Here is a 22,857-nt window from a genome sequence, read left to right on the forward strand (position 1 = left end):
ATTTTGATTGATGGTTCAGAAAATCAGGATGGTCAGCATGGGGCGAATCACGTTCGATCTCGAGGATTTGCGCAGCTTCGTCACCGGCGTCGAGCTGGGCAGCTTCGCCAAGGCGGCGGAACGGCTGGGGCGTTCGACGTCGGCGGTCAGCGCTCACCTGAAAAAGCTGGAGCAGCAGGTCGGCGCGCCGATCCTGCGCAAGGCCGGACGCGGCATGGTGATGACCGAGGCGGGGGAAACCCTGCTCGGTTACGCGCGCCGCCTGCTGGAGCTCAATGACGAAGCCGCCGCCGCGGTGCGCGGGTTGGATCTGCAGGGCACGGTGCGGCTGGGGCTGCAGGAAGATTTCGGCGAGACGTTTCTGCCGCAGGTGTTGGGCAGCTTCGCGCGCGCCAATCCGAAGGTGCGCATCGAGGCGCGCATCGCCCGCAATGCCGAGCTGATCGACTGGGTGCTGAAAGGCCAGCTGGATCTGTCGCTGGCGTGGGACGGCGGTTTGAGCACGCCGTTTCATCAGGCGCTGGGGCAGCGGCAGTTGCACTGGATCGCGTCGCCCGGCTTCGCGCTGGCGCCGTGGCGAGAAGGGGACGAACCCTTGCCGTTGGTGATGTTCGACGCGCCCTGCCTGATGCGCAGCGCGGCGACGCAGGCGCTGGATCGCGCCGGCATTCCCTGGCGCATCGCCTTTAGCAGCCGCAGCCTGAACGGCGTTTGGGCGGCGGTGAGCGCCGGGTTGGGCGTCACGGTGCGCACGGCGGCGGGTTTGCCGCCCGGCCTGTCACCGTTGGCGCCCGAACTGCTGCCCGTTCTCGGCCAGCTCGGCGTGGTGCTGCACCGCGCCGAGGATCAGCCCTCGGCGGCCGTGCAGCGGCTGGCGCAGATCGTGGTCGAGCGGATCGAAACCTAATCTTTGGCGATGGGCTGTTTGCCGCTCAGCTGGCCCCATTCGCTCCAGGCGCCGTCATACAGTTTGACCTGCGGGGCGCCGAGCGACAGCAGGCCGAACGCCAGCACCGCCGCCGTCACGCCGGAGCCGCAGCTGGTGATGATCGGGCCGTTGATATCCACGCCCTTGTCGCTGAAGGTTTGGCGCAGCGCCTCCAGCGATTTGAAGCGGCCGTTTTCCAGCAGCTCGCCGTACGGAATGTTGATGCTGCCGGGAATGTGGCCGCGGTGCAGGCCGGGGCGCGGCTCCGGCGCTTCGGCATAAAAGCGCGGCGCGGCGCGCGCGTCGAGAATTTGCACCGGCGTGCCTAACGCCTGTTCCACTTGCCGCATATCCACCACCGCGTCGGCGTTGAACCGGGCGTTGAACGCCTGCGGTTCAGGCTGCGCCGGGCCGGTGGCCAGCGCCTGGCCCTGCGCTGTCCAGCCGTTCAGCCCTTCGTCCAGTACGTAAACATGCTGGGCGCCGAAATTGCGGAAGGTCCACCAGCCGCGCGGCGCGGAGAACTGGTTACCCTCATCGTAAATCACCAGGGTATCGCGCTCGCTGATGCCCAGCTTGCCCACCGCCGCGCCAAACTCCGCCGCCGTCGGCAGCATGTGCGGCAGCGCGGTGTTTTTGTCCGCCACTTCGTCGATGTCGAAATAGACCGCGCCGGGGATATGGCCGCGTTCGAACTCGGCAAGCATGTCCTTTTTCGGCGTTAGCCCCACCGGCGACATCCGGACGTCGATCACCACCAGATTTTCATCGTTGATATGTTGCGCAAGCCATTGAGGGGTCACCAGAAACGGAGAGTTCATCGTTATTGTTCGCCTGTTGTGAAAACGGATTTTCACTATACACCAGGCCGCGCGGGGATGAAGTATGATGTTCAGTCAAAGGCAATGGGCAGGGAGCGGAAAAATCATGACGGACGAGGCGTTTGGCGGGGCCAAGATCGCGCTGCTGTGCGATGGTTTCCTGCTGGTTTACCAACGGGACGATAAACCGGGCATTCCGTGGCCCGGCCTGTGGGATCTGCCCGGCGGCGGGCGGGAGAACGGCGAAACGCCGCTGCAGTGCGTGCAGCGGGAGACGCAGGAAGAGTTCGGCGTGGCGATCGCCGAACGTCAGGTTGTCTGGCGGCGGCGCTACGACGGCATTTTGCCCGGCTATCCGCCGACCTGGTTCATGGCCGGGATGATCACTCCGGCGCAGATCGCCGCCATACGTTTCGGCGACGAGGGGCAGCGTTGGCGGATGATGCCGGTGGAGCAGTTTATTCACCATCCGCAGGGTATCGAACACCTGCGCCGCCGGGTGGCGGAGTATTGGCGGCAGGGCGGTTAACCCCGTTGTTCAGGATGCCGCCAGCCGGTTGATCTGCGCCGGTTCGATGATGCGCAGCGCGCTTTCCCGTCGCGCCACCGCCAGCATCGCCCGCCCGATTCGTTCGGTGCTGCTTACCCGGGCGGGAAACAGCCGCAATGCGCCGAGCCACAGCGGCTTGAACAGCCGATAGGCCAGATCGTAGAGGCGGGTTTTGGAGCGAATGCCGTGCAGCGGCACAATGGCGCCGGGACGGAACATCACCGCGTGGAACGGCAGCGCCAGCAGCGCGTTTTCGGTGGCGCCCTTGACCCTGGCCCACATGCTGCGGCCGCGTTCGCTGCTGTCGGTGCCGAGGCCGGAGACGTAGACGAAGACCATCGACGGATTCAGCGTCGCCAACGGGCGGGCGGCGGCCAGCGTCAGATCGTAAGTCACCGCGCGATATTCAGCTTCACTCAGGCCGGAGGACGAAATCCCCAGGCAGAAGAAGCAGGCGTCGTAGCCGGCGAGCTGCGGCTCCAGCGCCGACAGATCACGCAGATCGGGCACAGAAAGCTGGCGCAGTTTGGCGTGGCTCTGGGCCAACGGGCTTCGGCCGATGCTGAGCACTTCGCTGACGCGCGGATCGCGCAGGCATTCCCGCAGTGCGCCCTGGCCCACCATGCCGCTGGCGCCGAAAATAATCACTTTCATGCTCTGTTCTCCCACTGGCCGGCGGCGCGCTGCGTGCGCCAGCGGCTGGGCGTCAGCGTTTCCCACTGAATAAAGGCGCGGCTGAACGAATTCAGCTCTTCGAATCCCAGCACAAAGGCGATTTCGCCCGGTTCAAGGTCGGTTTCCGCCAACAGCCGGCAGGCGGTGCGGTGGCGGGTTTTGTCCAACAATTGCTGGTAGCTGTAGCCGTGCTGTTGCAAGCGGCGCTGCAGCGTGCGCGGGCTGAGATAGAGTTCAGCGGCCACGCTGTTGACGCTGGGGCGCTGGCCGCGCATGCTGCGGCTGAGGATCGCCATCACCTGCGTGGGCAGATCGTGCGCCGGCTGCGATTTGGCCAGTTCCGCCTCCAGCCCCGGCAGCAATACGGCCAGCATGTCCTGATTGTAAGTGATGAACGGTTGGTCTATCAGCGCGCGGTCAAACACCAGCACGTCCTGCGGGGCGTTGAATGTCACCGGGCAGCCGAAATAGCGCGCCAGCGGCGAGGCGGCGTCCGGCCGCCGGGTCAATTCGATCGCCTGCGGCTGCAGGGGCAAGCCGGTGCCGCGCCGACACAGGGCCGTGATGGCGGCGAACATGGCGTCGATCAGCAGCGCCGGCGCAGGGGCTTCGCTCATGGTCCAGCGCGTATGCAAGCGGATGCTGTCGCCGTCTTCTTCCAGCATCAGCTCTTCCGGGCAAACCAGTCGTTTATAGCGCGCCACTTTTTGCAACGCTTCACCCAGCGTGGCGGAATGCAACGCGGCGACCAAGGCAATGTCATAGTGTTCCGGCGGGACCTCGCCGCCCAGGCGCAGGCCGAAGGCGGGATCGTCAGTCAGCTGTGGCAGACTGCGCCAAAGAGAGAAGAATTGTTGCGTGGTGAGTTTAATCTTGTCGCGCCGCGCGCCGAACAGGCCGGCAGGTAGCCCGGCCATGTGGCCGAGCTGCTCGATATCGACGCCCTGCGCCGCCAGGTGTACCGCCAGCGCGCCGGAAACCGGAATTTGATCGCTGCTCAATGCGGGCTCCTTAGGATTTTCCCGTCACCACCGCCGCCATCGCGGCGTGATCCGGCGAGCTGTCGTCGTGGTCGGTGCTGAGACTGAGGGCGCGAAACGCGGCGTCCTCCGCCTGGCGTTCTGCCAACACCTGCGCCGCCATATGCACCGCGTCGCTGCCGAGCAGCAGGCGTAGCGGAGGGGCTTCCAGCGCCGCCAACTGCAGGATCGCCTGCGCCGCCTTGGCCGGATCGCCGGTTTGGCTGCCGTTATGCTGCTGCAGGAAGGCCAGCATCGGCCCCAGCGTCGGCTGATAGGCTTCGCCGATCGGCGCAATGGTCATTGAAGAACCGGCCCAGTCGGTGCGGAAGCCGCCGGGTTCGACCATCGTCACCTTGACGCCGAAGGGGGTCATCTCTTTGGCCAATGATTCGGAGAACCCTTCGACCGCCCACTTGGCGGTATGGTAGGCGCTGAGGCCGGCAATGCCGAGGCGAGCGCCGATGGTGGCGATCTGGATGATGTGGCCGCTGCCCTGCCGGCGTAATATCGGCAGCGCCGCGCGGGTGACGTTGAACACGCCGAAGAAGTTGGTTTCGAGCTGCGCGCGAAAATCGGCTTCATCGGCTTCCTCCACCGGCGCGATATTGCCGTAGCCGGCGTTGTTGACCAGCACGTCCAGCCGACCGAAGCGTTCAATCGCCGTGCGCACCGCGCGTTCGGCGGCGGCGGCGTCGGTGACGTCGAGCGCGACTGTGGCGACCCGATCGCCGTAGCGTTCCACCAGCGGCTGCAGCTGTTGCGGCTGACGGGCGGTGGCGACCAGACGGTGCCCGGCGGCCAACACCGCCTGCGCCAGCTGTTGGCCCAGGCCGCGGGAACTGCCGGTGATTAACCATACTTGTGACTGAGACATCATGACCTTCCTGATTGCGAGTGGGTGTGATGCCACTTTAGAGCGCCGGGCAGCGCAGCGATAATCCGATCGCGTCAAGATTTAATCCGATTGCGCCAAACTGTCGGCCGGCATCAGCCGCTGGATGGTGGCGCCGACCTTCTGCACTGCCATCTCGATCTCTGTCGTCAGCGTCGGCGCATAGTTGATGCGCAGGCAGTTGCGGTACTTGCCGGCGGCGGAAAAGATGCTGCCGACGGCGATTTGTACGCCTTGCTGTTCAAGATGGCGGTTCAGCCGCAGGGTGTCGAACGCCTCGTCCAGTTCGATCCACAGCATAAAACCGCCGCGCGGCCGGCTGACGCGGGTGCCGGCCGGGAAGTGTTTCAGGATAAGATCGGTCATGCGGTCGCGGTTCTGCTGGTAGCGGGCGCGCATGCGCCGCAGGTGCTGCAGGTAATGCCCGCCGCGGATAAATTCGGCGATCGCCAGCTGCGGCTGGGTAGCGGTGGCGCCGGAGCTGATGAACTTCATGTGCAGCACCCGTTCCAGGTAGCGGCCGGGCGCGATCCAGCCCACGCGCAGCCCCGGCGCCAGCGTTTTGGAAAACGAGCTGCACAGCAGCACGCGGCCGTCGTCGTCGAATGACTTGATGGTGCGCGGCCGCGGGTAGTGATAGGCGATGTCGCCGTAGACATCGTCTTCGATGATCGCCGCGTCGTGGCGCTGCGCCAGCGTCAGCAGCCGCTGTTTGTGGGCGTCGGGCATGATGTAGCCCAGCGGATTATTGCAGTTGGGCGTCAGCAGGATGGCCTTGACCGGCCACTGTTCCAGCGCCATCTCCAGCGCGGCCAGGCTGACGCCGGTGAGCGGATCGGTGGGGATTTCCAGCGCCTTGATGCCCAGCCCCTTCAGCGTCTGCATGGTGCCGTGGAAGCAGGGCGAATCGACCGCCACGATGTCGCCGGGTTGGCAAACGGCGCGCAGCCCGGCGGAGATTGCTTCCTGACAACCGGTGGTGATCAGCAGCTGATCGGGGCCGATTTGGCAGCCGGAGTCCAGCAGCAGACGGGCGACCTGTTCGCGCAGCGCGGCCACGCCCTGAATGCTGTCGTAATACAGACTGCGCAGGTCGCCGTGGCGGGCGGCGTTGCGCAGGGCGACGATCAGCGGTTTCATCGTCGGTTCGGCGATATCCGGCATGCCGCGCCCCAGCTGGATCAGGCCTTCGCGCGGCCGGCTGCGCACCAGTTCCAGCACCTGCTCCCATTGCGAAATGTCCACCGGCCGCTGCACCGGCGCCGTCATGGCGGGCAGCTCGGCCTGCGCGCGCTGCATATGCACGAAGTAGCCCGACTTCGGCCGCGCTTCCACCAGGCGCTGTTCCTCGAGCAACCGGTAGGCTTGCTGCACCGTGCTGATGCTGACGCCGTGCTCCTGGCTCAACGTGCGCACCGAAGGCAGGCGATGGCCGGCCGGATACAACCCTTGCTGAATGCGTTGGCTGAGAATGGCGGCCAGCGTGGCGTAGCGTGTCATACAGATGCCTCTCATCGGTGGTCAGGATTAAAAAACCGGTACAGATACGTTCAAAATAAACCATTCAGCGGGTTTTTTGGCGCAGCTGTATGAAAAAAATAGCGCCAGCGTGAATCTGTATTGTTTTTTGCCTGGCGCGCATCATCACTACCAGGCGAAAACATCAGGGGGAATAATAAGATGGCTCTGTTTGATGGCATGACGATGTGGCGACGGGTAGGCTGGTCACGCTGGCGTTGGTATTTGTTGCGTCGCAGAACGCGCAGAGAGTTACTGCTGCTGAACGACAGGCAGCTGGCGGATATCGGCCTGACGCGGGCGGATGCCTGGCGGGAAGGGTATAAACCGTTCTGGAGAGAATAAGGAAAGTGAATGCTGAAATTATTGGGTAAAGCCTCATCGATCAACGTGCGCAAAGTGTTATGGACCTGTCAGGAGTTGGGGCTGACGCTGGAACGGGAGGACTGGGGCAGCGGTTATCGCTCCACGCAGGAGCCGGCGTTTTTGGCGCTGAATCCCAACGGCCTGGTGCCGGTGCTGATCGACGGCGAGCGGGTGCTGTGGGAGTCGAATACCATTTGCCGCTATCTGGCGGGGCGGGAAGGGCGGCAAGATCTGCTGCCGCAGGCACCCGGCGCGCGCGCGGCGGTGGAGATGTGGATGGACTGGCAGGCCACCGATCTGAACGGCGCCTGGCGCTACGTGTTTATGTCGCGGGTGCGTGGGCATGCGGATTATCAGGATGCCGCCAGCCTGGCAGCCGCCGAGCGCGAATGGAACCGGCTGATGGGCTTGTTGGACGCACATCTGGCGCAGCACGGCCCTTATGCCGCCGGCGCCGCCTTCACGCTGGCGGACGTGGTGCTGGGGCTATCGCTGAACCGTTGGCTGATGACGCCGTTCGAGCGGCCGCATTATGCGGCGCTGGCGGCCTATCAGCAGCGCCTGCTGCAACGCCCTGGCTACGTGCAGCACGGTGCTAACGGTTTACCGTGATATGAAATAAACGGTTCGTTTCATCTTGTCCGGATACGCCCCGCCGTGTCCGGACTTTCCTCATTACATCATCCCGTCAACGTTTCATGAACGGCATCACGAATATGAACTTTATTTTCCTGTGTGCTTGTTATTGAAATTTATATTCCATATAAACCCGTTATCAACCGGCGCGTTTCATTGAGCGACGCCTGGTTCTACGCAGAATTTCGGTCACGGGAGAAAATGATGAAACAGGTACGCGTTGGGTTAATAGGCACCGGTTATATCGGGCGTTGTCACGCTATCGCCTATGCGCAGGCCGCCACGGTCTTTCCTCTGAAAGGGGACCTGGTGCTGGAGATGCTGGCGGAAGTGACGCCCGAGCTGGCGGCGCAGCGCGCGGCCGAATTCGGCTTTGCGCGCTCGACCGGCGACTGGCGGCAGCTGGTCGCCGATCCGGCGATCGATGTGGTGGACATCTGCGCCCCCAACTTTTTGCATAAAGAGATGGCGCTGGCGGCGATCCGCCACGGCAAGCACGTGTATTCGGAAAAGCCGCTGGCGCTGGACGCCGCCGACGCGGCGGAGATGGTGCAGGCCGCGCGCGCCAAGGGGGTGAAAACGCTGGTCGGTTTTAACTACATGAAAAACCCCACCAGCCAACTGGCGCGCGAAATTATCGCCAACGGCGAAATCGGCGAGGTGGTGCATTTTTACGGCACCCACAATGAGGATTATCTGGCCGATCCGCGCACGCCGATCGACTGGCACTGCCGCCGCGCCAGCGCCGGATTAGGCGCGCTCGGGGATCTGGCGGCGCACATCGTCAATATGGCGCACTACCTGGTGGGCGATATCGTGGCGGTTTCCGGCGATATGCAGACCGTGATCAAACAGCGCCCGGATCCGCAGGACCCGACGCGCCTGCACCCGGTAGAAAACGAAGATCAGGCCAGTGCGCTGCTGCGTTTCGCCGGCGGCGCGATGGGCACTATCGAAACGTCGCGCATTGCCTGCGGGCGCAAGATGGGGTTGACCTATGTGGTTACCGGCACCAAAGGCACGCTGAGTTATACTCAGGAACGGATGGCGGAGCTGAAGCTGTATCGGCACGATGAACCGGCGGAGCGGCAGGGGTTCAAGACGTTGCTGGTGGGGCCGAAACACCCGGACTATGCGGCGTTTTGCATCAGCGCCGGGCACGGCATCGGCTTTAACGATCAGAAGACGGTGGAGATCCGCGATCTGGTCAACGGCATCGCCGCGGGCGATCGCATGTGGCCGGACTTTGAAGAGGGCTGGAAGGTGTCGTGCGTGCTGGACGCGATAGCCGCCTCCGCCGAACAGCGGCGCTGGCTGGAGATCAACCGCGATTGAAAATGAAATGGCGCTCTCCCGTGGACAGCGCCATTAATTTATTATGTTGCTAGCTTAATACCTTATTAAGTTAACTTTATAATAAGTTATTGGCTTGATGACTTAGAACGAGAAACACGAACAGCCGAACGCGCCCCAGAAGGCATTCTCGTCCGACACCGGGATGCTGGAGCGGCGCGCGATGTCATGCTGGTGTGCGTGCACGCCGCACGGGCCGCAGCATTGATGCGCCTGGCTCACTACCCCGACGCGGGCCGCCGCCGACGGTGGTGCTGAGCGGTAATGGCCCGGCACCTGGGTGACCGGCGACCACTCCGGCAGCACCGGCAGCGGTGGCGGCGCCAGCGACGAGAAGCTGCCGGCGGCGTAGACCACTTTGCCGTCCACCACCGTCATCACCGACTCGATGCCTTTGATCTGCTCTTCCGGCACGCTGAAGTAGTCCTGCGACAGCACCGCCAAATCCGCCAACTGGCCGACCTTGATCTGGCCTTTCTTGCCCTGCTCGGTGGAGAACCAGGCGCTGCCCTGCGTCCACAGCATCAGCGCCGTTTCGCGATCCAGCCGCGCGCTGTCGTCGTACATCGCCATGCCGCCGACGGTGCGGCCGGAGACCAGCCAGTACAGCGCCGTCCACGGGTTGTAGCTGGCGACGCGGGTGGCGTCGGTGCCCAGCCCGACCGGCAGCTCGGCCGCCAGCATTTTCGCCACCGGCGGCGTATGTTTGGCGGCTTCGATGCCGTAACGGTCGGCGAAATACTCCCCCTGGAACGCCATGCGGTGCTGGACTGCAATGCCGCCGCCCAGCGCCTTGACGCGCTCGATATTGCGCTCGGTAATGGTTTCGGCGTGGTCGAACAGCCAGTGCAGGCCGTTGAACGGAATATCGCGGTTCACCTTCTCGAACACGTCCAGCATGCGGCTGATGGATTCGTCATAGGTGGCGTGCAGGCGGAACGGCCAGCGGTGCTCGACCAGATGGCGCACCACTCGCTCCAGTTCGTCTTCGGTGCCCGGCGGCAGATCCGGGCGCGGCTGCAGGAAGTCTTCGAAGTCGGCGGCGGAAAACACCAGCATCTCGCCGGCGCCGTTGTGGCGATAGAAGTCGGTGCCCTGGCCCGGCTTGAGCATGTCGGTCCACAGCTCGAAGTCTTCCAGTTCCTGTTTAGGCCGCTGGGTGAACAGGTTATAGGCGATGCGGATGGTCAGCTGCTTTTTCTCGTGCAGCTCGGCGATCACCTGATAATCCTCCGGGTAGTTCTGGAAGCCGCCGCCGGCGTCGATGGCGCTGGTGAGACCGAGGCGGTTCAGCTCACGCATGAACTGGCGGGTGGAGTTGACCTGCTGCTCCAGCGGCAGCTTCGGCCCTTTCGCCAGCGTGGCGTACAGGATCATGGCGTTGGGTTTGGCGATCAGCATGCCGGTCGGGTTGCCGTTGGCGTCGCGCTGGATCTCGCCGCCCGGCGGGTTCGGCGTGTCTTTGGTGTAGCCGACCACCTTCAACGCCGCACGGTTAAGCAGCGCGCGATCGTAGAGATGCAGAATAAATACCGGCGTGTCCGGCGCCGCCTGGTTGATTTCGTCCAGCGTCGGCATGCGGCGCTCGGCGAACTGGAATTCGGTCCAGCCGCCGACCACCCGCACCCATTGCGGGCTCGGGGTGCGCAGCGCCTGTTCTTTCAACATGCGCAGCGCGTCGGCCAGCGAGGGCACGCCTTCCCAGCGCAGCTCCAGGTTATAGTTCAGGCCGCCGCGGATCAGGTGCAGGTGCGAGTCGTTCAGGCCCGGAATGGCGGTGTGGCCGTGCAGATCGATCACCTGGGTTTCCGGCCCGGCGTGCTGCATGACTTCGCTTTCGCTGCCGACCGCCAGAAACTTGCCGTCGCGGATGGCGACCGCTTGCGCGGTGGGGTGTTGGCGATCGACGGTGTGAAACTTGCCGTTGGTGATGATCAATGAAGCGTGGTGGTTCATAACATTCTCCCGGCGAACCGCCTAGCGGCGGGTCAGCCATTGATGAAAAACGCGAGTCACGATAGGCATCCACAGGTACACCACCAGGGCGACCACGGTGGCGTCATTGAGAAAATGGCCGAGCAGCGTGCCGTCCAGCTGCGGCAGCGCCAGCCCCCAAAACCAGGGCACCAGATTGGTGGATGGAAAGATCACCAGCAGGGTGATGATGAATTGCTTCCACTGGGGCGGCTGGCGCACGCTGGGGTTGGGCGGGGTAAACCAGAACTCTGCGCCGGGGCGGATCTCGATATGGTCGTTCTCCAGCAACAGCGGAGTGACTTCTTCGATGTATTGCTTGCGCTGCGGCGAGTTGAGCCAGCGGTAGAGATTGTCGAGATTGTCGAAGCGGACCAGCACCGTATAGGCCTGTTCGTCGCCGGAAGGGCGAATCACGTTGACGCCTAAATGGCCGGTGAAGCCTGCGGCGTCGGGCATGATGCGGTTCAGCCAGGCCTCATAGGCCTGTTCGTTCCCCGGCGCCAAACGGTGGGTGATCACCAGCGTGACATGCTGCGGATGGGCCATAAAACCGACTCCTGAAAATACCCCGGCGCGAGGCCGGGGCAAGGGGAATTATTTCACCGTGCGGGCCGGTGCGTGGTGCACCATGGTGTAAGCGTAGTCGACGCCCATGCCGTACGCGCCGCTGTGTTCGCGCACCAGCGCCATCACCGCGTCGTAGGTATCTTTGCGCGCCCAGTCGCGTTGGTACTCCAGCAGCACCTGCTGCCAGGTCACCGGTACGGCGCCGGCCTGCACCATGCGGTCGATCGAACGTTCGTGCGCATCGACGGAGGTGCCGCCGGAGGTGTCGGTCACCACATACACTTCATAGCCGGCTTCCAGCGCCATCAGCGCCGGGAAGGTCAGGCACACTTCGGTCCACAGCGCGGAGATCACCAGCTTTTTGCGGCCGGTGGCTTCCACGGCTTTAACGAAGGCCGCGTCTTCCCAGGAGTTCATCGAGGTGCGTTCAATCGGGGTGATTTCAGGGTGTACCGCCAGCAGCTCCGGCCAGATATAGCCGCTGAAGCTTTCGGTTTCGACCGAGGTGAAAAGGGTGGGAACGTTGAAAATCTTGCCTGCCTTCGCCAAACCAACAACGTTGTTTTTCAGTTGCTGACGATCAATATTAGCCACGCCGAAGGCCATTTGCGGTTGATGATCGATAAAAATCAGTGCGGAGTTGTCTTTATCAAGCAGTTGAAACTTGGACATAATTTACCTTCCCAGTGATATTTCGGTTGAACATCTGATGAGTGTAACGCCGATAAAACCCATGGTAGGCAGAGGGCGATTTCAAAGATACCGCAGAATTTTTGCCGACTTGTTGAGTTTTTTTATACACGGGAGAAAACATGAGATTAAACCTGGAAGCGCTGCTGATTTTGGATGCGCTGGACCGGCACGGATCTTTCGCCGCCGCGGCCGCCGCACTGTTTAAAACCCCTTCGGCACTGAGCTATATGGTGCAAAAGCTGGAGAACGATCTCGACATCACCCTGCTCGATCGCTCCGGGCATCGGGCGAAGTTCACCGATACCGGCAAGCTGATGCTGGAAAAGGGGCGGGTGCTGCTGCGGGCGGCGCAGGATCTGGAGCAGCAGGCGCGCTATGTCGAAAACGGCTGGGAAAGCGAAATCACGCTCGGGATTGACGCCTCTTTCCCGTTTGCCCGCCTGTTGCCGCTGATCGACGAGTTCTATCGGCAGCATCACCATACCCGGCTGCGTTTCAGCCACGAAGTGCTGGCCGGCTCCTGGGAGTCGCTGGTCTACGGTTGCGCCGACATTATCATCGGCGCCATCTGCGAGCCGCCGTCACGGGTGGGCTATGCGTTCAGCAGGCTGGGGCAGCTGGATTACGTGTTCGCCGTCGCGCCGCAGCATCCGCTGGCGGCATTGCCGGAACCGTTGCCGAAGGACGAAATCCGTCAGCACCGGGCGGTGGTGGTGCGCGACACTTCGCGCGTCAACGCGCCGCAGAGCCTGAATCTGCTGGAAGAGCAGGATACGCTGACGGTCTTCGGTTTCGACGCCAAGCTGCAGGCGCAGCTGGCCGGGCTGGGCTGCGGCTATCTGCCGCGTTCTTTGGCGGAACCTTACCTGAACAGCGGCGAACTGGTGGCGAAACGCGTCGAATCGGAACGCTGCAGCGACATCGCCTATTTCGGTTGGCGGGAAAGCGCCAGCGGCCTGGCGGCCAAATGGTGGCGCGAACGGCTGCAGCGCTACGCGGACGACGGCGAGGCCTACCCGGCGGCGCAGTGAGGGCCGCCCGATAAGGATTAATCCCCCAATAAGGACATCGGGAATGAAAAAGACACTAAGCCTGTTGGCGTTGTTGTTGCTGAGCGGCTGCGGCGCCGGGCGCGAGGCCGGCATGCCGTTGCCGCAGGCCCCGGCACTGGCCGCAACGCAGCTCAGTTATCCGGAGCGGGTACATAACGCGGTGAGCCGTGAGCTGCGCTTGCCGGAACATGCGCACGGTCAGCGTTGCACCCTTGCTATCCGTTTGCAGCCGGACGGCAAGCTGGCGAGCAGCAAGATCGTAAGAGGCGATGCGCCCCTGTGCGCAGCGGCGAGCGCTGCGGTGCAGCGCGCGCAGTTTCCGCCGATGGCCAGCGCCACTGAATACGCATTGTTCAACGCTGTGGTGCTCGATTTCGTTCCCTGAAAGCATGTGATCGACGGGCCGCTTGCGCGGCCCGTTTTTTCTCGTTTCGCCGTTTGCATCTTCGCGCTTTTCCGCCAATAGTGTTCTCCGGGCATGCAGCAAGGCGATTTTTCATTGGCCGGCCAACGGGAGACAAGGCATGAAAGGTGAGCATCATTATCAGGTGGCGGTCACCTGGCAGGGGAATTTGGGGGCAGGCACCGAGGATTACCGCGCCTATGGGCGCGATCACCTGATCGGCGCAGTGGGCAAGGCAGACATCGCCGGTTCAGCCGATCCGGCCTTTCGCGGTGACGCGACGCGTTGGAACCCGGAGGATTTGCTGGTGGCTTCGCTCAGCGCCTGTCACAAATTATGGTATCTGCATTTATGCGCTACCTCGGGCATTTCCGTACTGGCCTATCAGGACAACGCCGTCGGGGTGATGCGCGAAGATGCGGCGCGCGGTGGCTTTTTCACCTCGGTGACGCTGCGGCCGCAGGTCACGGTGCGCGACGGCGACGATCTGCAGCTGGCGCAACAGCTGCACGAGCAGGCGCATCACCTGTGCTTTATCGCCAACTCGGTGAATTTCCCGGTGGCGTGCGAACCGCAGGCCGAGTACGCAACCCGCTGAATTTTCACTTAGCTTTGCCATTTTCGTTATTTTGAACGTCACTGCGGCTCACCGATACTGGGGGAAAATCCCCAACCGCGAGCCGCAGCATGTCCCACGCCCACTATTTGCACCCTGAACAACGCGACCGCATCCGGCGGCTTCATCGGCGCTGGCACTGGCGGCTGGAGTTGCCCACCTGGGGGATCATGGCGGCGGTGTACGGCGGCTGGTTTGGCGTGGCGCATTATTGGCAGGCGCTGGGCCCGTGGCTTGGCGCGCCGCTGCTGATCCTGCTGACCACCGGGTATATGTCGCTGCAACACGAGCTGATCCACGGCCATCCGACGCGCTGGCCGCGCGTCAATCAGCTGTTCGGCCTGTTGCCGCTGGCGGTGTGGTATCCCTACGGGCTGTATCGGGATTCGCATCTGCGCCACCACCGCAACGACCACCTGACCGATCCGCATGAAGATCCCGAAAGTTACTACTTCAGCGCCGCGCAGTGGCGGCGTTATCCCCGCCTGCTGCCGTTATTGGCCGCGGTGCGCAATACGCTGATCGGCCGGGTGCTCCTCGGCCCGGCGCTGGATATCGTCACCACGCTGTTCGGCGCAGTGAAGACGCTTGCAGCGGGCGATCTGCGCGCCTGGGCGATGTGGCTGGCGCATCTGTCGCTGTTGGCGGCGCTGCTGCACTGGCTGCAGATGCAGGGCATCGGCGCGGCGTTTTACCTGTTGGCCATCAGCTACCCGGCGCTGGCGCTGACCAAGGTAAGATCGTTTTTTGAGCATCGCGCCGTGGACGCACCGCAGGCACGTTCTATTATTAATGAGGCGGGCTGGCCGTGGCGGCTGCTGTTTCTCAATCTGAACTACCATTTAGTGCATCACGATTTGCCCGGCCTGCCCTGGTATGGCCTGCGCGAAGTCTATCTGGCGGAACGCGAGGCGTATCAGCGCCGCAGCCAGGGATTCGTCGCGCAGGGTTATGGCGAGTGGCTGCGCGATTACGCACTGACGCCGATCGACGTCGGCGTGCATCCGCTGAGCGCCGGCGAACGGCGGGAGGAACGCGATGTCCTGCCGAAGAAAAAACTTATTGCGCGCTGGAAGCGCGTTTCTCAGGATTTTCCAACCGAACTGGCCCATGAGCCGGAAAACATATAACCAGAGGAAAAGTATGGCAATCACCTTATCACGCGGACGTTCCTTTGCCGTCGCGCTGGCTCTGCTGGCCGTCGGCGGTCTGGCGCAGGCGGCCGACTCGGTGCGCGTCGGCTCCAAGATCGATACCGAAGGTTCGCTGCTCGGCAACATCATCGTGCAGGTGCTGGAAGCCAACGGCATCAAAACCACCAACAAGCTGCAGCTCGGCACCACCAAGGTGCTGCGTGGCGCCATCACTTCCGGCGAGATCGACATCTACCCGGAATACACCGGCAACGGCGCGTTTTTCTTCTCCGATGAGAAAGATCCGGCGTGGAAGAACGCCCAGGCCGGCTTCGAGAAGGTGAAGCGGCTCGACTACGACAAAAACAAAATCGTCTGGCTCGATGCGGCGCCGGCCAACAACACCTGGACCATCGCCATTCGTCAGGACGTGGCGGACGCCAACCATCTCAAAACGCTGGCGGATCTCGGCAAGTGGATCAACGGCGGCGGCAAGTTCAAGCTGGCGGCCTCGGCGGAATTTATCGAGCGGCCGGATGCGCTGCCGGCGTTCCAGAATGCCTACGGCTTCAAGCTGAATCAGGATCAGCTGCTGTCCCTGGCCGGCGGCGATACGGCGGTGACCATCAAGGCGGCGGCGGAGCAGACCTCCGGCGTCAACGCGGCGATGGCCTACGGCACCGATGGCCCGGTGGCGGCGCTGGGGCTGCAGACGCTGGCGGATCCGAAAGGCGTACAGCCGATCTACGCGCCGGCGCCGATCGTGCGCGAAGCGGCGCTGAAGGCGCACGCCAATCTGCCTGAGCTGCTGAAGCCGGTGTTCGCCTCGCTGGACGGGCCGACGCTGCAAAAACTCAACGCGCAGATCGCTGTGGAAGGCCAGGACGCCAAACAGGTGGCGGCCGCTTACCTGAAAGAGAAAGGGTTTGTTAAGGGATAATGCCGAGGTGCCCCCTTTGCCGTCGGGAGAGGGGGTAAACCGAGGGAGCCGGAGCGTTTCTTTGACTATCGCCGTAAAACATCGCGTCTTGTTGACGCTGTTCATGCTGTTGCTGCTGGCCGCGTTCGGCCTGCCGTTCCTCAGTTATGCCCCCAATCGCCTGTTGTCGGGCAAAAGCCTCTCCTTGTTCTCCCTGCTGCACGGCCCGGCGCTGTGGCTGCTGTTGCCGCTGGCGGCATTGGCGATCCTCAGCCTGTTGCCGCCGACGCGGGGGCGGGCGCTGCTGGCGGCGCTGGCCGCCTGCGGGGTGCTGACGCTGGCGTTCTGGATCAGCGGGCAGGCTGCCGGGCGTCTGGCGCAGGAGGGATCGCGCCTGGCGCGCACCTCTTGGGGCAGCGGCTGCTGGTTGACCATGGCGCTGAGCCTGCTGATCGCCGCCGACGCCATGGCGCGTCTCACCGTGTCGCACCTGCGGCGGATGCTCGGCAACGCGCTGGTGCTGGTGCCGCCGGCGCTGCTGCTGTTCGGCCATCAGCTCGATCAGCTGTCGCTGCTGAAGGAGTATCATAATCGGCAGGAGGTGTTTGATGCTGCGCTGTTGCAGCACCTGACCATTCTGCTGGCGACGATGGCGCCGGCACTGGCGATCGGTGTGCCGCTCGGGGTGCTGTGTTTTCGTTCCGAGCGCTGGCAGCGGCCGATCTTCTCCGTGTTGAACATTATCCAGACCGTGCCGTCGATCGCGCTGTTCGGCCTGCTGATCGCGCCGCTGGCGGGGTTGGCGGTGGCGGTGCCCTGGCTGGCGGAACACGGCGTCAGCGGTATCGGCATGGCGCCGGCGATCGTGGCGCTGGTGCTGTACGCGCTGTTGCCGCTGGTGCGCAGCGTGGTGGCGGGGCTGCAAAGCGTGCCGGCCGGCGTGATTGAGTCCGCCACCGGCATGGGGTTGACGCGCGGGCAGATCTTCCTGCGCGTGCAGCTGCCGTTGGCGCTGCCGCTGTTCCTGACCGGCGTGCGCATTCTGGCGGTGCAGACCGTCGGCATGGCGGTGGTGGCGGCGCTGATCGGCGCCGGCGGTTTTGGCGCCATCGTATTTCAGGGGCTGCTCAGCAGCGCGCTGGATCTGGTTCTGCTGGGGGTGATCCCGGTGGTCATGATGGCGGTCATCGTCGATTCGCTGTTTAAATTTTGGGTTTCAATCCTGGACGTATCGCGCCGATGATTCACTTTGAGCAAGTCAGCAAAATTTTTCAGGGCAAGCCGGCGGTGGACGATCTCACGCTGCACATCGCCGAGGGCGAATTCACCGTGTTGATCGGCACCTCGGGTTCCGGCAAGTCCACGACGTTAAAAATGATCAATCGCCTGATCGAACACGATCGGGGCAAGATTCTCTTTGCCGGCGAAGAGATCCAGTCGTTCAAACCGCAGGATCTGCGGCGGCGCATGGGCTATGCGATCCAATCGATCGGCCTGTTTCCGCACTGGACGGTTGAAGAGAACATCGCCACCGTGCCGCAGCTGCTGAAATGGCCGCGCGCGCGCATTCGCGATCGGGTGACCGAACTGTTGGAGCTGCTGCATTTGGAGCCGGATCTGTTTCGCCGCCGCTATCCGCACCAGCTGTCCGGCGGGCAGCAGCAGCGGGTGGGGGTGGCGCGCGCATTGGCTGCCGATCCCGAGGTGTTGCTGATGGACGAACCGTTCGGCGCGCTGGATCCGGTCACCCGTGCGGCGCTGCAGGCGGAGATCGCGCGCATCCATCAGCTCTCCGGCCGCACTATCGTGCTGGTGACGCACGACATCGACGAAGCGCTGGGCCTGGCGGATCGTCTGGTGCTGCTCGATCAGGGGCGGGTGGTGCAACAGGGCACGCCGCTGACGCTGTTGACCGCCCCGGCCAACGATTTCGTGCGTGATTTCTTCGGGCGCAGCGATCGCGGCATCAAGCTGCTGTCGCTGGGGACGGTGGCGGAGCGGGTGCGACCCGGTGTCGCCGGGGGCGAGCCGATCGCCGCCGCCATGAGCCTGCGCGAGGCGCTGTCGGTGTTTGTGGCGCGCGGCAGCGACTGTCTGCCGGTGGTGGATGAACGGGGCGAAGCGTTGGGGGTGTTGCACTTCAACGATCTGATCGCCGGGCAGGCGCTGTCATGAGCGGGCGCATCGGGCGCCTGCTGCGCGATCCTTTGCCCTGGACGCTGGCGCTGCTGTTGGCGCTGGTGTTCGGCATGGATCATCTGCGCGGCCTGTTCGCCGCCTGGTTCCCCGATCTGGAGCGGCCCATTTACCAGCAGGACAGCTTTATCGCGCTGGTGGGGGCGCACCTGTCGCTGGTGGCGATCTCCAGCCTGATCGCGGTGGCTCTCGGCGTGGCGGCAGGCGTGGCCGTGACCCGACTCAGCGGCCGGGAGTTTCGTTCGCTGGTGGAAACGGTGGTGGCGGTGGGGCAGACCTTCCCGCCGGTGGCGGTGTTGGCGGTAGCGGTGCCGGTGATGGGCTTCAGCGAACAGCCGGCGATCATTGCGCTGGTATTGTACGGCCTGCTGCCGATCCTGCAGGGCACGCTGGCGGGCATTGAATCGGTGCCGCCCGCCACGCGCGAGATCGCCCGCGGCGTGGGGATGAGCGCCTGGCAAATTCTGTGGCGGGTTGAACTGCCGCTGGCGGCGCCGGTGATCGTCGCCGGGATCCGCACCTCGGTGATCATCAACATCGGCACGGCGGCCATCGCTTCCACCGTCGGCACCAAGACGCTCGGCTCGCCGATCATTATCGGCCTGAGCGGGTTTAACACCGCCTATGTGATCCAGGGCGCGGCGGTTGTGGCGTTGTTGGCTATTATCACCGATATGCTGTTCGAACGTTGGGTGCGTTATCTCACCGCCTGGCGTCAGCAGACGCTGGCGCCCACTTCGGCGGGGTAAGGGGGAAATGATGCAGGTGTCTCTACCGATGTACGGCGTTGGCCGGGAGCAGGCCGAATCCTTCTGGCAGGTGTTGCGCGACAAGCTGCTGCGGCTGGGGTTGCCGGCGATGCCGGAACGGCTTAGCTGGCCGGACGATCTGGCGCAGCACTGGCGACGCGAGGATCTCTTGCTCAGCCAAACCTGCGGTTATCCGTTGGTCAGCAGTCTGCCGCAGGTACAGTTGATCGGCACCTATCATTATCGGGTGGAAGGGTGCGACGGGCCGAATTACCGCAGCTGGCTGGTGGTGCGCGCGGACGACCCCGGCGAGCGGCTGGCGGATTTTCGCGGCCGAACGGCGGCGTATAACAGCACCGATTCCCAGTCCGGCTACAACGGCCTGCGCGCGCTGATCGCGCCGCTGGCGCAGGACGGGAAATTCTTCGGTGCGGCTATCGCCTCCGGCGCGCATTATCAGTCGCTGCAGCTGATCCGCAGCGGGCAGGCGGATATCGCCGCCATCGACTCCATCAGCATGGAACTGCTGCGCCGCGCGCAACCGCAGGCGCTGGAGGGGCTAAAAATCATCGGCCGCACGGCGGCGGTGCCGGGCCTGCCGTTGATCACCGCAGCCGGCACGCCGCCGGAACAGGTGGAAATCCTGCGCGCCGGTGCCCGAGCGATGCTGGATGAGGCGGTCAGCGACCGCCTGCTGATCGGCGATTTCAGCCTGGTGCCGCGTTCGGCCTACCAGATTATCACCGTGCTGGAACAGCAGGCCGCCGCGCAGGGCGTGACGGCGCTCTAGCCGCCGTTACAGCAGGCCGCCGCCGTCGATGTCGATCACGCTGCCGGTGACGAAGCCATTCTCCATCGCCAGCAGATACCCCGCCGCGACGTCGGCCGCCTGCCCGACCCTGCCGACCGGCAGGCTGACGCCAACCCGTTCGAACAGCGCCTGACGCTGTGCGGCGCTCATGCCGTCGTAGGCTTCGGTGGCGGTGATACCGGGGCTGACCACGTTCACCCGCCGCGGCGCCAGCTCCTTCGCCAGCTGTTTGCCGACCGCTTCCAGCGCGGCGTTGATGGCGGTTTTGACCAACTGACCGTTGAGGTATTTACGCGACAGCTGGCCGGAGGTCAGGGTGATCGAGCCCTGCGGCGCCAGCGTCGGCAGCGCCGCCTGCACCGCGCGCAAACTTCCCCAGAATTTGACGTTGAAGTCGGCCTGCGCCTGTTCAAGGGCGGTCTCCGCCAGCGGCTTCGCGTCCACCAACGGCCCGGCGGTGATCACCAAATGGTCGAAAGCGCCGACGGCGGCAAACAGCGCGCGCAGCGACGCGTCATCGGTCAGATCGGCCTGCATCAGGCGCAGCGCGTCGTTCTTCTCCCCGGCGTGAGGGAGACGACGCGAAGCCAGCACCACTTCAGCGCCGCGCGCCGCCGCCGCGTAGGCCACCGCGGCGCCAATGCCGCTGGTGCCGCCCAGGATCACCAGCTTTTGTCGTTTCAGGGGGGAGTCAGGAATCGTCATGTTAAGGCCTCTTTTTAGGTAAGTTTCAACGGGATCTATCTTTCCTGATTGAAAATGAGGAAAAAAGCCCGCCTAATAGCAAACACTTGTAAATTAATATTAATAATTGATTGGGCTAAAAAGAGAGGGAGCAGATGACCTCATTTGTCGATCTCGAGGTGTTTGTCCGCACGGTGGACGGCGGCAGTTTTTCCGCCGCGGCGCGCGCGCTGGATATCACGCCGGCGGCGGCCAGCATTGCGGTGAAAAGGCTGGAGCAGCAGTTGGGCGCGCGGCTGCTGGTGCGCTCCACCCGCAGCCTGAGGCTGACGGAGGAGGGGGCGCGCTATCTCGACAGCGCGCGCCTGGCGCTGGGGGCGTTGGCCGAAGGAGAGCAGGCGATCCGCGAGAAGCATCAGGGGCTGTCCGGGGTGCTGCAGATTTCCGCGCCGTCGGATTTTGGCCGCAATCTGCTGCTCGGCTGGCTGGATGAGTTCCGCCTGCAGCATCCCCACATTCAGCTGCAGCTTCTGATCAACGATCGGCAGGCGGATCTGTTCCGCGAACCGGTGGATGTGGCGTTGCGCTTCGGGCCGCTGGCCGACTCTTCGCTGGTGGCGCTGCCGATCCTGCCGCAGCATCGGCGGCTGATCTGCGCCAGCCCGGATTATCTGCGGCGGCATGGCGCGCCGCAAACGCCGGCCGATCTGGTTCGGCACAGCATTCTGGTGTATCAGCCCAGCGGCAAACGGCAGGTGGAATGGCGGCTGTGGCGCGGTGAGGAGCTGGTCGAGCTGCCGCTGAACGGCAGCTATTTTACCGATGACGGTGAGGTCGCGCGGCGATGGGCGCTGGCCGGGCACGGCGTGGTGCGCAAGTCGGCGATCGACGTGGCGGCGGATATTCGCGCCGGGCGGTTGATGCAGCTGTTACCGGAATGGCGCAGCGACGCGGTGCCGATCAGTTTGGTCTGCCCGCATCGTTCGCAGGTGTCGGAGCGCGTCAGGCAACTGCAGCGCTTTTTACAGCAGCGCTGCCAGCGCTGGATGGACGATCACTTGGCCTGAAGAGTTTCGGTTTGCGCCGGCGTAGCGGCGGTATCCCCGGCAGGCGCGCTTTCTTCGTGCGGGGTGGTGGAACGGGTGTAGATGTTCAGCCCGGCGAGGAATACGCCGCCCAGAGAACCGAAGGCGCACAGGGCGATGACGATGACGAACGCTTTTTTCAGCATAGGAATAATTTCGCAGGTTGCTTGGAACAGCGGGAATTATAGCCCCTTCGCCGGGTGAAACAAGAATCGTTTTTAACGGCGGCCCGCAGACCGCCCTTTGTGATCATCGCCGTTCGCAGTCGATGGCCTGCACGTTGGCCGGGCGGGCGAACAGGTATTTTCCCAGCGTCACCAGCACCACCGCCGCCACGATGATCACCAGCGCCAGCCACTCGCGCGGCGCCAGCGATTCGCCGGCAAAACCGATGCCGAGCAGCACCGCCACCACCGGATTGACGTAGGCGTAACTGGTGGCGACCGCCGGGCGCACATTCTTCAACAAGAACATATAGGCGCTGATCGCCAGCATCGAACCGAAGACGATCAGATAGCCCAGCGCCAGAAAGCCGCCGGTGCTCGGCATCTGAGTGAGGCGCTCGCCGCTCAGCTGGCTGGCTGCCAATAACACCACGCCGGCGACCAGCATCTCCGCCGCGCCGGCCATCGGCCCGGCCGGCAGCGAGATGCGCGATCCCAACACCGACCCAAAGGCCCAGCTGGCCGAAGCCAGCAAAATCAGCAGCGCGCCGGTCGGGTTGCCCACCAGGTTGTTGCCGGTGTTGAGCAGCACGATGCCCACCAACCCGAGCGCGATGCCGGCCCATTCCAGCTTGGTGTTGCGCATGCCCCACAACAGGCTGAAGCAGAGGGTGAACAGCGGCACCGTCGCCACCATCACCGCGGCGATGCCGGATGGCACATGTTGGTGTTCCGCCACCGTCACCAGGCCGTTGCCCACCGCCAGCAGCAGAATGCCGATGGCGCCGGCGGCCAGCCACTGCTTCAGCGTCGGCAGCGCGTGGCCGCGCCAGGCCAGGAAACTGAACAGCACGATACCGGCTGTCAGAAAGCGAATGCCGGCCATCATCAGCGGCGGCCACTGCGCGACGCCGAGGCGAATGACGAAATAGGTGGAACCCCAAACGATATATAACGTGAACAACGCCCCGATCAACGGCAGGACGCTACGGCTTTGTTGGCTAAGCATAGGATTGTATTTTGCGGGAATGATTATTATTAGAACGC

26 protein-coding genes are annotated in these 22,857 nt (G+C 63.7%); 15 read left to right on the forward strand and 11 right to left on the reverse strand.

Annotated elements, in window-relative coordinates; genetic code table 11:
• The first annotated feature begins 37 nt into the window (after positions 1-37).
• Entirely contained in the window at positions 38-907 is an 870-nt protein-coding gene (locus tag WFM45_RS02795) for a LysR substrate-binding domain-containing protein (RefSeq protein WP_049239846.1), read from the forward strand.
• On the opposite strand, the gene sseA is transcribed toward WFM45_RS02795, so the two are convergent.
• Positions 904-1,749, reverse strand: a complete 846-nt coding sequence (gene sseA, locus WFM45_RS02800; RefSeq protein ID WP_015377110.1) for a 3-mercaptopyruvate sulfurtransferase — start codon at positions 1,747-1,749, stop codon at positions 904-906. The two genes, WFM45_RS02795 and sseA, sit on opposite strands and share 4 nt — an antisense overlap.
• A 106-nt stretch (positions 1,750-1,855) precedes the next feature.
• Here sseA and WFM45_RS02805 point away from each other — a divergent pair, with 106 nt between their 5' ends.
• A complete protein-coding gene (locus WFM45_RS02805) occupies positions 1,856-2,278 on the forward strand; it encodes an NUDIX hydrolase (RefSeq protein WP_015377111.1) in 423 nt (140 codons plus the stop codon).
• 9 nt (positions 2,279-2,287) lie between these two features.
• On the opposite strand, the gene WFM45_RS02810 is transcribed toward WFM45_RS02805, so the two are convergent.
• The 4 genes from WFM45_RS02810 to WFM45_RS02825 form a co-directional block, all read right to left on the reverse strand.
• Positions 2,288-2,953 carry an epimerase gene (locus WFM45_RS02810; protein ID WP_048322490.1) on the reverse strand — a complete coding sequence of 222 codons (666 nt, stop codon included), beginning with the start codon at positions 2,951-2,953 and terminating at the stop codon, positions 2,288-2,290.
• On the reverse strand, positions 2,950-3,975 hold the full coding sequence (locus tag WFM45_RS02815; RefSeq protein WP_336954471.1) for an AraC family transcriptional regulator: 1,026 nt from the start codon (positions 3,973-3,975) through the stop codon (positions 2,950-2,952). Before WFM45_RS02815 ends, WFM45_RS02810 begins: the two co-directional genes overlap by 4 nt.
• A gap of 10 nt (positions 3,976-3,985) precedes the next feature.
• The gene (locus tag WFM45_RS02820) at positions 3,986-4,870 is read right to left on the reverse strand and encodes an oxidoreductase (protein WP_336954473.1); all 885 of its coding nucleotides are present in this window, start codon (positions 4,868-4,870) and stop codon (positions 3,986-3,988) included.
• A gap of 81 nt (positions 4,871-4,951) precedes the next feature.
• Positions 4,952-6,388 (reverse strand): aminotransferase-like domain-containing protein, encoded by a 1,437-nt coding sequence (locus WFM45_RS02825; protein WP_336954476.1) that lies wholly within the window; start codon positions 6,386-6,388, stop codon positions 4,952-4,954.
• A gap of 180 nt (positions 6,389-6,568) precedes the next feature.
• On the opposite strand from WFM45_RS02825, the gene WFM45_RS02830 reads away from it, so the two are divergent.
• The 3 genes from WFM45_RS02830 to WFM45_RS02840 all read left to right on the forward strand — a co-directional run bounded on the left by WFM45_RS02830 (position 6,569) and on the right by WFM45_RS02840 (position 8,743).
• Positions 6,569-6,751, forward strand: coding sequence for a DUF1127 domain-containing protein (locus WFM45_RS02830; RefSeq protein ID WP_072010125.1), 183 nt, complete (start codon positions 6,569-6,571; stop codon positions 6,749-6,751).
• A 9-nt stretch (positions 6,752-6,760) separates the two neighbouring features.
• Positions 6,761-7,384 carry a glutathione S-transferase family protein gene (locus tag WFM45_RS02835; RefSeq protein WP_004939402.1) on the forward strand — a complete coding sequence of 208 codons (624 nt, stop codon included), beginning with the start codon at positions 6,761-6,763 and terminating at the stop codon, positions 7,382-7,384.
• Between the two features lie 228 nt (positions 7,385-7,612).
• Entirely contained in the window at positions 7,613-8,743 is a 1,131-nt protein-coding gene (locus WFM45_RS02840) for a Gfo/Idh/MocA family protein (protein WP_015377116.1), read from the forward strand.
• 102 nt (positions 8,744-8,845) lie between these two features.
• Here WFM45_RS02840 and WFM45_RS02845 read toward each other — a convergent pair whose 3' ends face one another.
• Genes WFM45_RS02845 through WFM45_RS02855 form a run of 3 tightly spaced genes read right to left on the reverse strand, consistent with a single transcriptional unit; the run spans position 8,846 to position 11,977 of the window.
• Positions 8,846-10,717 (reverse strand): amidohydrolase, encoded by a 1,872-nt coding sequence (locus WFM45_RS02845; protein WP_103085792.1) that lies wholly within the window; start codon positions 10,715-10,717, stop codon positions 8,846-8,848.
• A gap of 21 nt (positions 10,718-10,738) precedes the next feature.
• Positions 10,739-11,284 (reverse strand): antibiotic biosynthesis monooxygenase, encoded by a 546-nt coding sequence (locus tag WFM45_RS02850; protein WP_048322496.1) that lies wholly within the window; start codon positions 11,282-11,284, stop codon positions 10,739-10,741.
• A 48-nt stretch (positions 11,285-11,332) separates the two neighbouring features.
• On the reverse strand, positions 11,333-11,977 hold the full coding sequence (locus tag WFM45_RS02855) for a hydrolase (RefSeq protein ID WP_004939390.1): 645 nt from the start codon (positions 11,975-11,977) through the stop codon (positions 11,333-11,335).
• Between the two features lie 140 nt (positions 11,978-12,117).
• Between WFM45_RS02855 and WFM45_RS02860 the strand changes: the two genes are divergently transcribed.
• From WFM45_RS02860 to WFM45_RS02900, 9 genes are all read left to right on the forward strand, one after another.
• Positions 12,118-13,029, forward strand: coding sequence for a LysR substrate-binding domain-containing protein (locus WFM45_RS02860; RefSeq protein WP_004939387.1), 912 nt, complete (start codon positions 12,118-12,120; stop codon positions 13,027-13,029).
• Positions 13,030-13,072: 43 nt separating this feature from the next.
• On the forward strand, positions 13,073-13,435 hold the full coding sequence (locus WFM45_RS02865; RefSeq protein WP_033633785.1) for a cell envelope integrity TolA C-terminal domain-containing protein: 363 nt from the start codon (positions 13,073-13,075) through the stop codon (positions 13,433-13,435).
• Positions 13,436-13,574: 139 nt separating this feature from the next.
• The gene (locus WFM45_RS02870; RefSeq protein WP_004939379.1) at positions 13,575-14,051 is read left to right on the forward strand and encodes an OsmC family protein; all 477 of its coding nucleotides are present in this window, start codon (positions 13,575-13,577) and stop codon (positions 14,049-14,051) included.
• Positions 14,052-14,140: 89 nt separating this feature from the next.
• Positions 14,141-15,199 (forward strand): fatty acid desaturase, encoded by a 1,059-nt coding sequence (locus WFM45_RS02875; protein ID WP_031299703.1) that lies wholly within the window; start codon positions 14,141-14,143, stop codon positions 15,197-15,199.
• 13 nt (positions 15,200-15,212) lie between these two features.
• Positions 15,213-16,142 carry a glycine betaine ABC transporter substrate-binding protein OsmF gene (gene osmF, locus WFM45_RS02880; protein ID WP_033633783.1) on the forward strand — a complete coding sequence of 310 codons (930 nt, stop codon included), beginning with the start codon at positions 15,213-15,215 and terminating at the stop codon, positions 16,140-16,142.
• A gap of 61 nt (positions 16,143-16,203) precedes the next feature.
• A complete protein-coding gene (locus WFM45_RS02885; protein ID WP_336954485.1) occupies positions 16,204-17,364 on the forward strand; it encodes an ABC transporter permease in 1,161 nt (386 codons plus the stop codon).
• A complete protein-coding gene (locus WFM45_RS02890; protein ID WP_016928556.1) occupies positions 17,361-18,296 on the forward strand; it encodes an ABC transporter ATP-binding protein in 936 nt (311 codons plus the stop codon). Before WFM45_RS02885 ends, WFM45_RS02890 begins: the two co-directional genes overlap by 4 nt.
• Positions 18,293-19,066 carry an ABC transporter permease gene (locus tag WFM45_RS02895; RefSeq protein ID WP_336954486.1) on the forward strand — a complete coding sequence of 258 codons (774 nt, stop codon included), beginning with the start codon at positions 18,293-18,295 and terminating at the stop codon, positions 19,064-19,066. Before WFM45_RS02890 ends, WFM45_RS02895 begins: the two co-directional genes overlap by 4 nt.
• Positions 19,067-19,094: 28 nt before the next feature.
• A complete protein-coding gene (locus WFM45_RS02900) occupies positions 19,095-19,856 on the forward strand; it encodes a phosphate/phosphite/phosphonate ABC transporter substrate-binding protein (RefSeq protein ID WP_082996955.1) in 762 nt (253 codons plus the stop codon).
• Positions 19,857-19,862: 6 nt separating this feature from the next.
• Here the strand turns inward: WFM45_RS02900 and WFM45_RS02905 are convergent, their stop codons facing one another.
• Complete coding sequence (locus WFM45_RS02905) at positions 19,863-20,582, reverse strand: SDR family oxidoreductase (RefSeq protein WP_048322501.1); 720 nt, start codon at positions 20,580-20,582, stop codon at positions 19,863-19,865.
• A 134-nt stretch (positions 20,583-20,716) separates the two neighbouring features.
• On the opposite strand from WFM45_RS02905, the gene WFM45_RS02910 reads away from it, so the two are divergent.
• Complete coding sequence (locus tag WFM45_RS02910; RefSeq protein WP_099981871.1) at positions 20,717-21,628, forward strand: LysR family transcriptional regulator; 912 nt, start codon at positions 20,717-20,719, stop codon at positions 21,626-21,628.
• Here the strand turns inward: WFM45_RS02910 and WFM45_RS02915 are convergent.
• Together WFM45_RS02915 and yedA are read right to left on the reverse strand one after the other, a co-directional pair.
• Positions 21,616-21,792 (reverse strand): hypothetical protein, encoded by a 177-nt coding sequence (locus WFM45_RS02915; RefSeq protein ID WP_004939348.1) that lies wholly within the window; start codon positions 21,790-21,792, stop codon positions 21,616-21,618. The genes WFM45_RS02910 and WFM45_RS02915 overlap by 13 nt on opposite strands.
• Before the next feature lie 103 nt (positions 21,793-21,895).
• Positions 21,896-22,819 (reverse strand): drug/metabolite exporter YedA, encoded by a 924-nt coding sequence (yedA, locus tag WFM45_RS02920; protein WP_015377127.1) that lies wholly within the window; start codon positions 22,817-22,819, stop codon positions 21,896-21,898.
• Between the last annotated feature and the right edge of the window lie 38 nt (positions 22,820-22,857).

Origin of the sequence: Serratia sp. KG1D (genome assembly GCF_037150675.1) — a bacterium.
In the GTDB taxonomy this organism is placed as follows: Bacteria; Pseudomonadota; Gammaproteobacteria; order Enterobacterales; family Enterobacteriaceae; genus Serratia; species Serratia nematodiphila.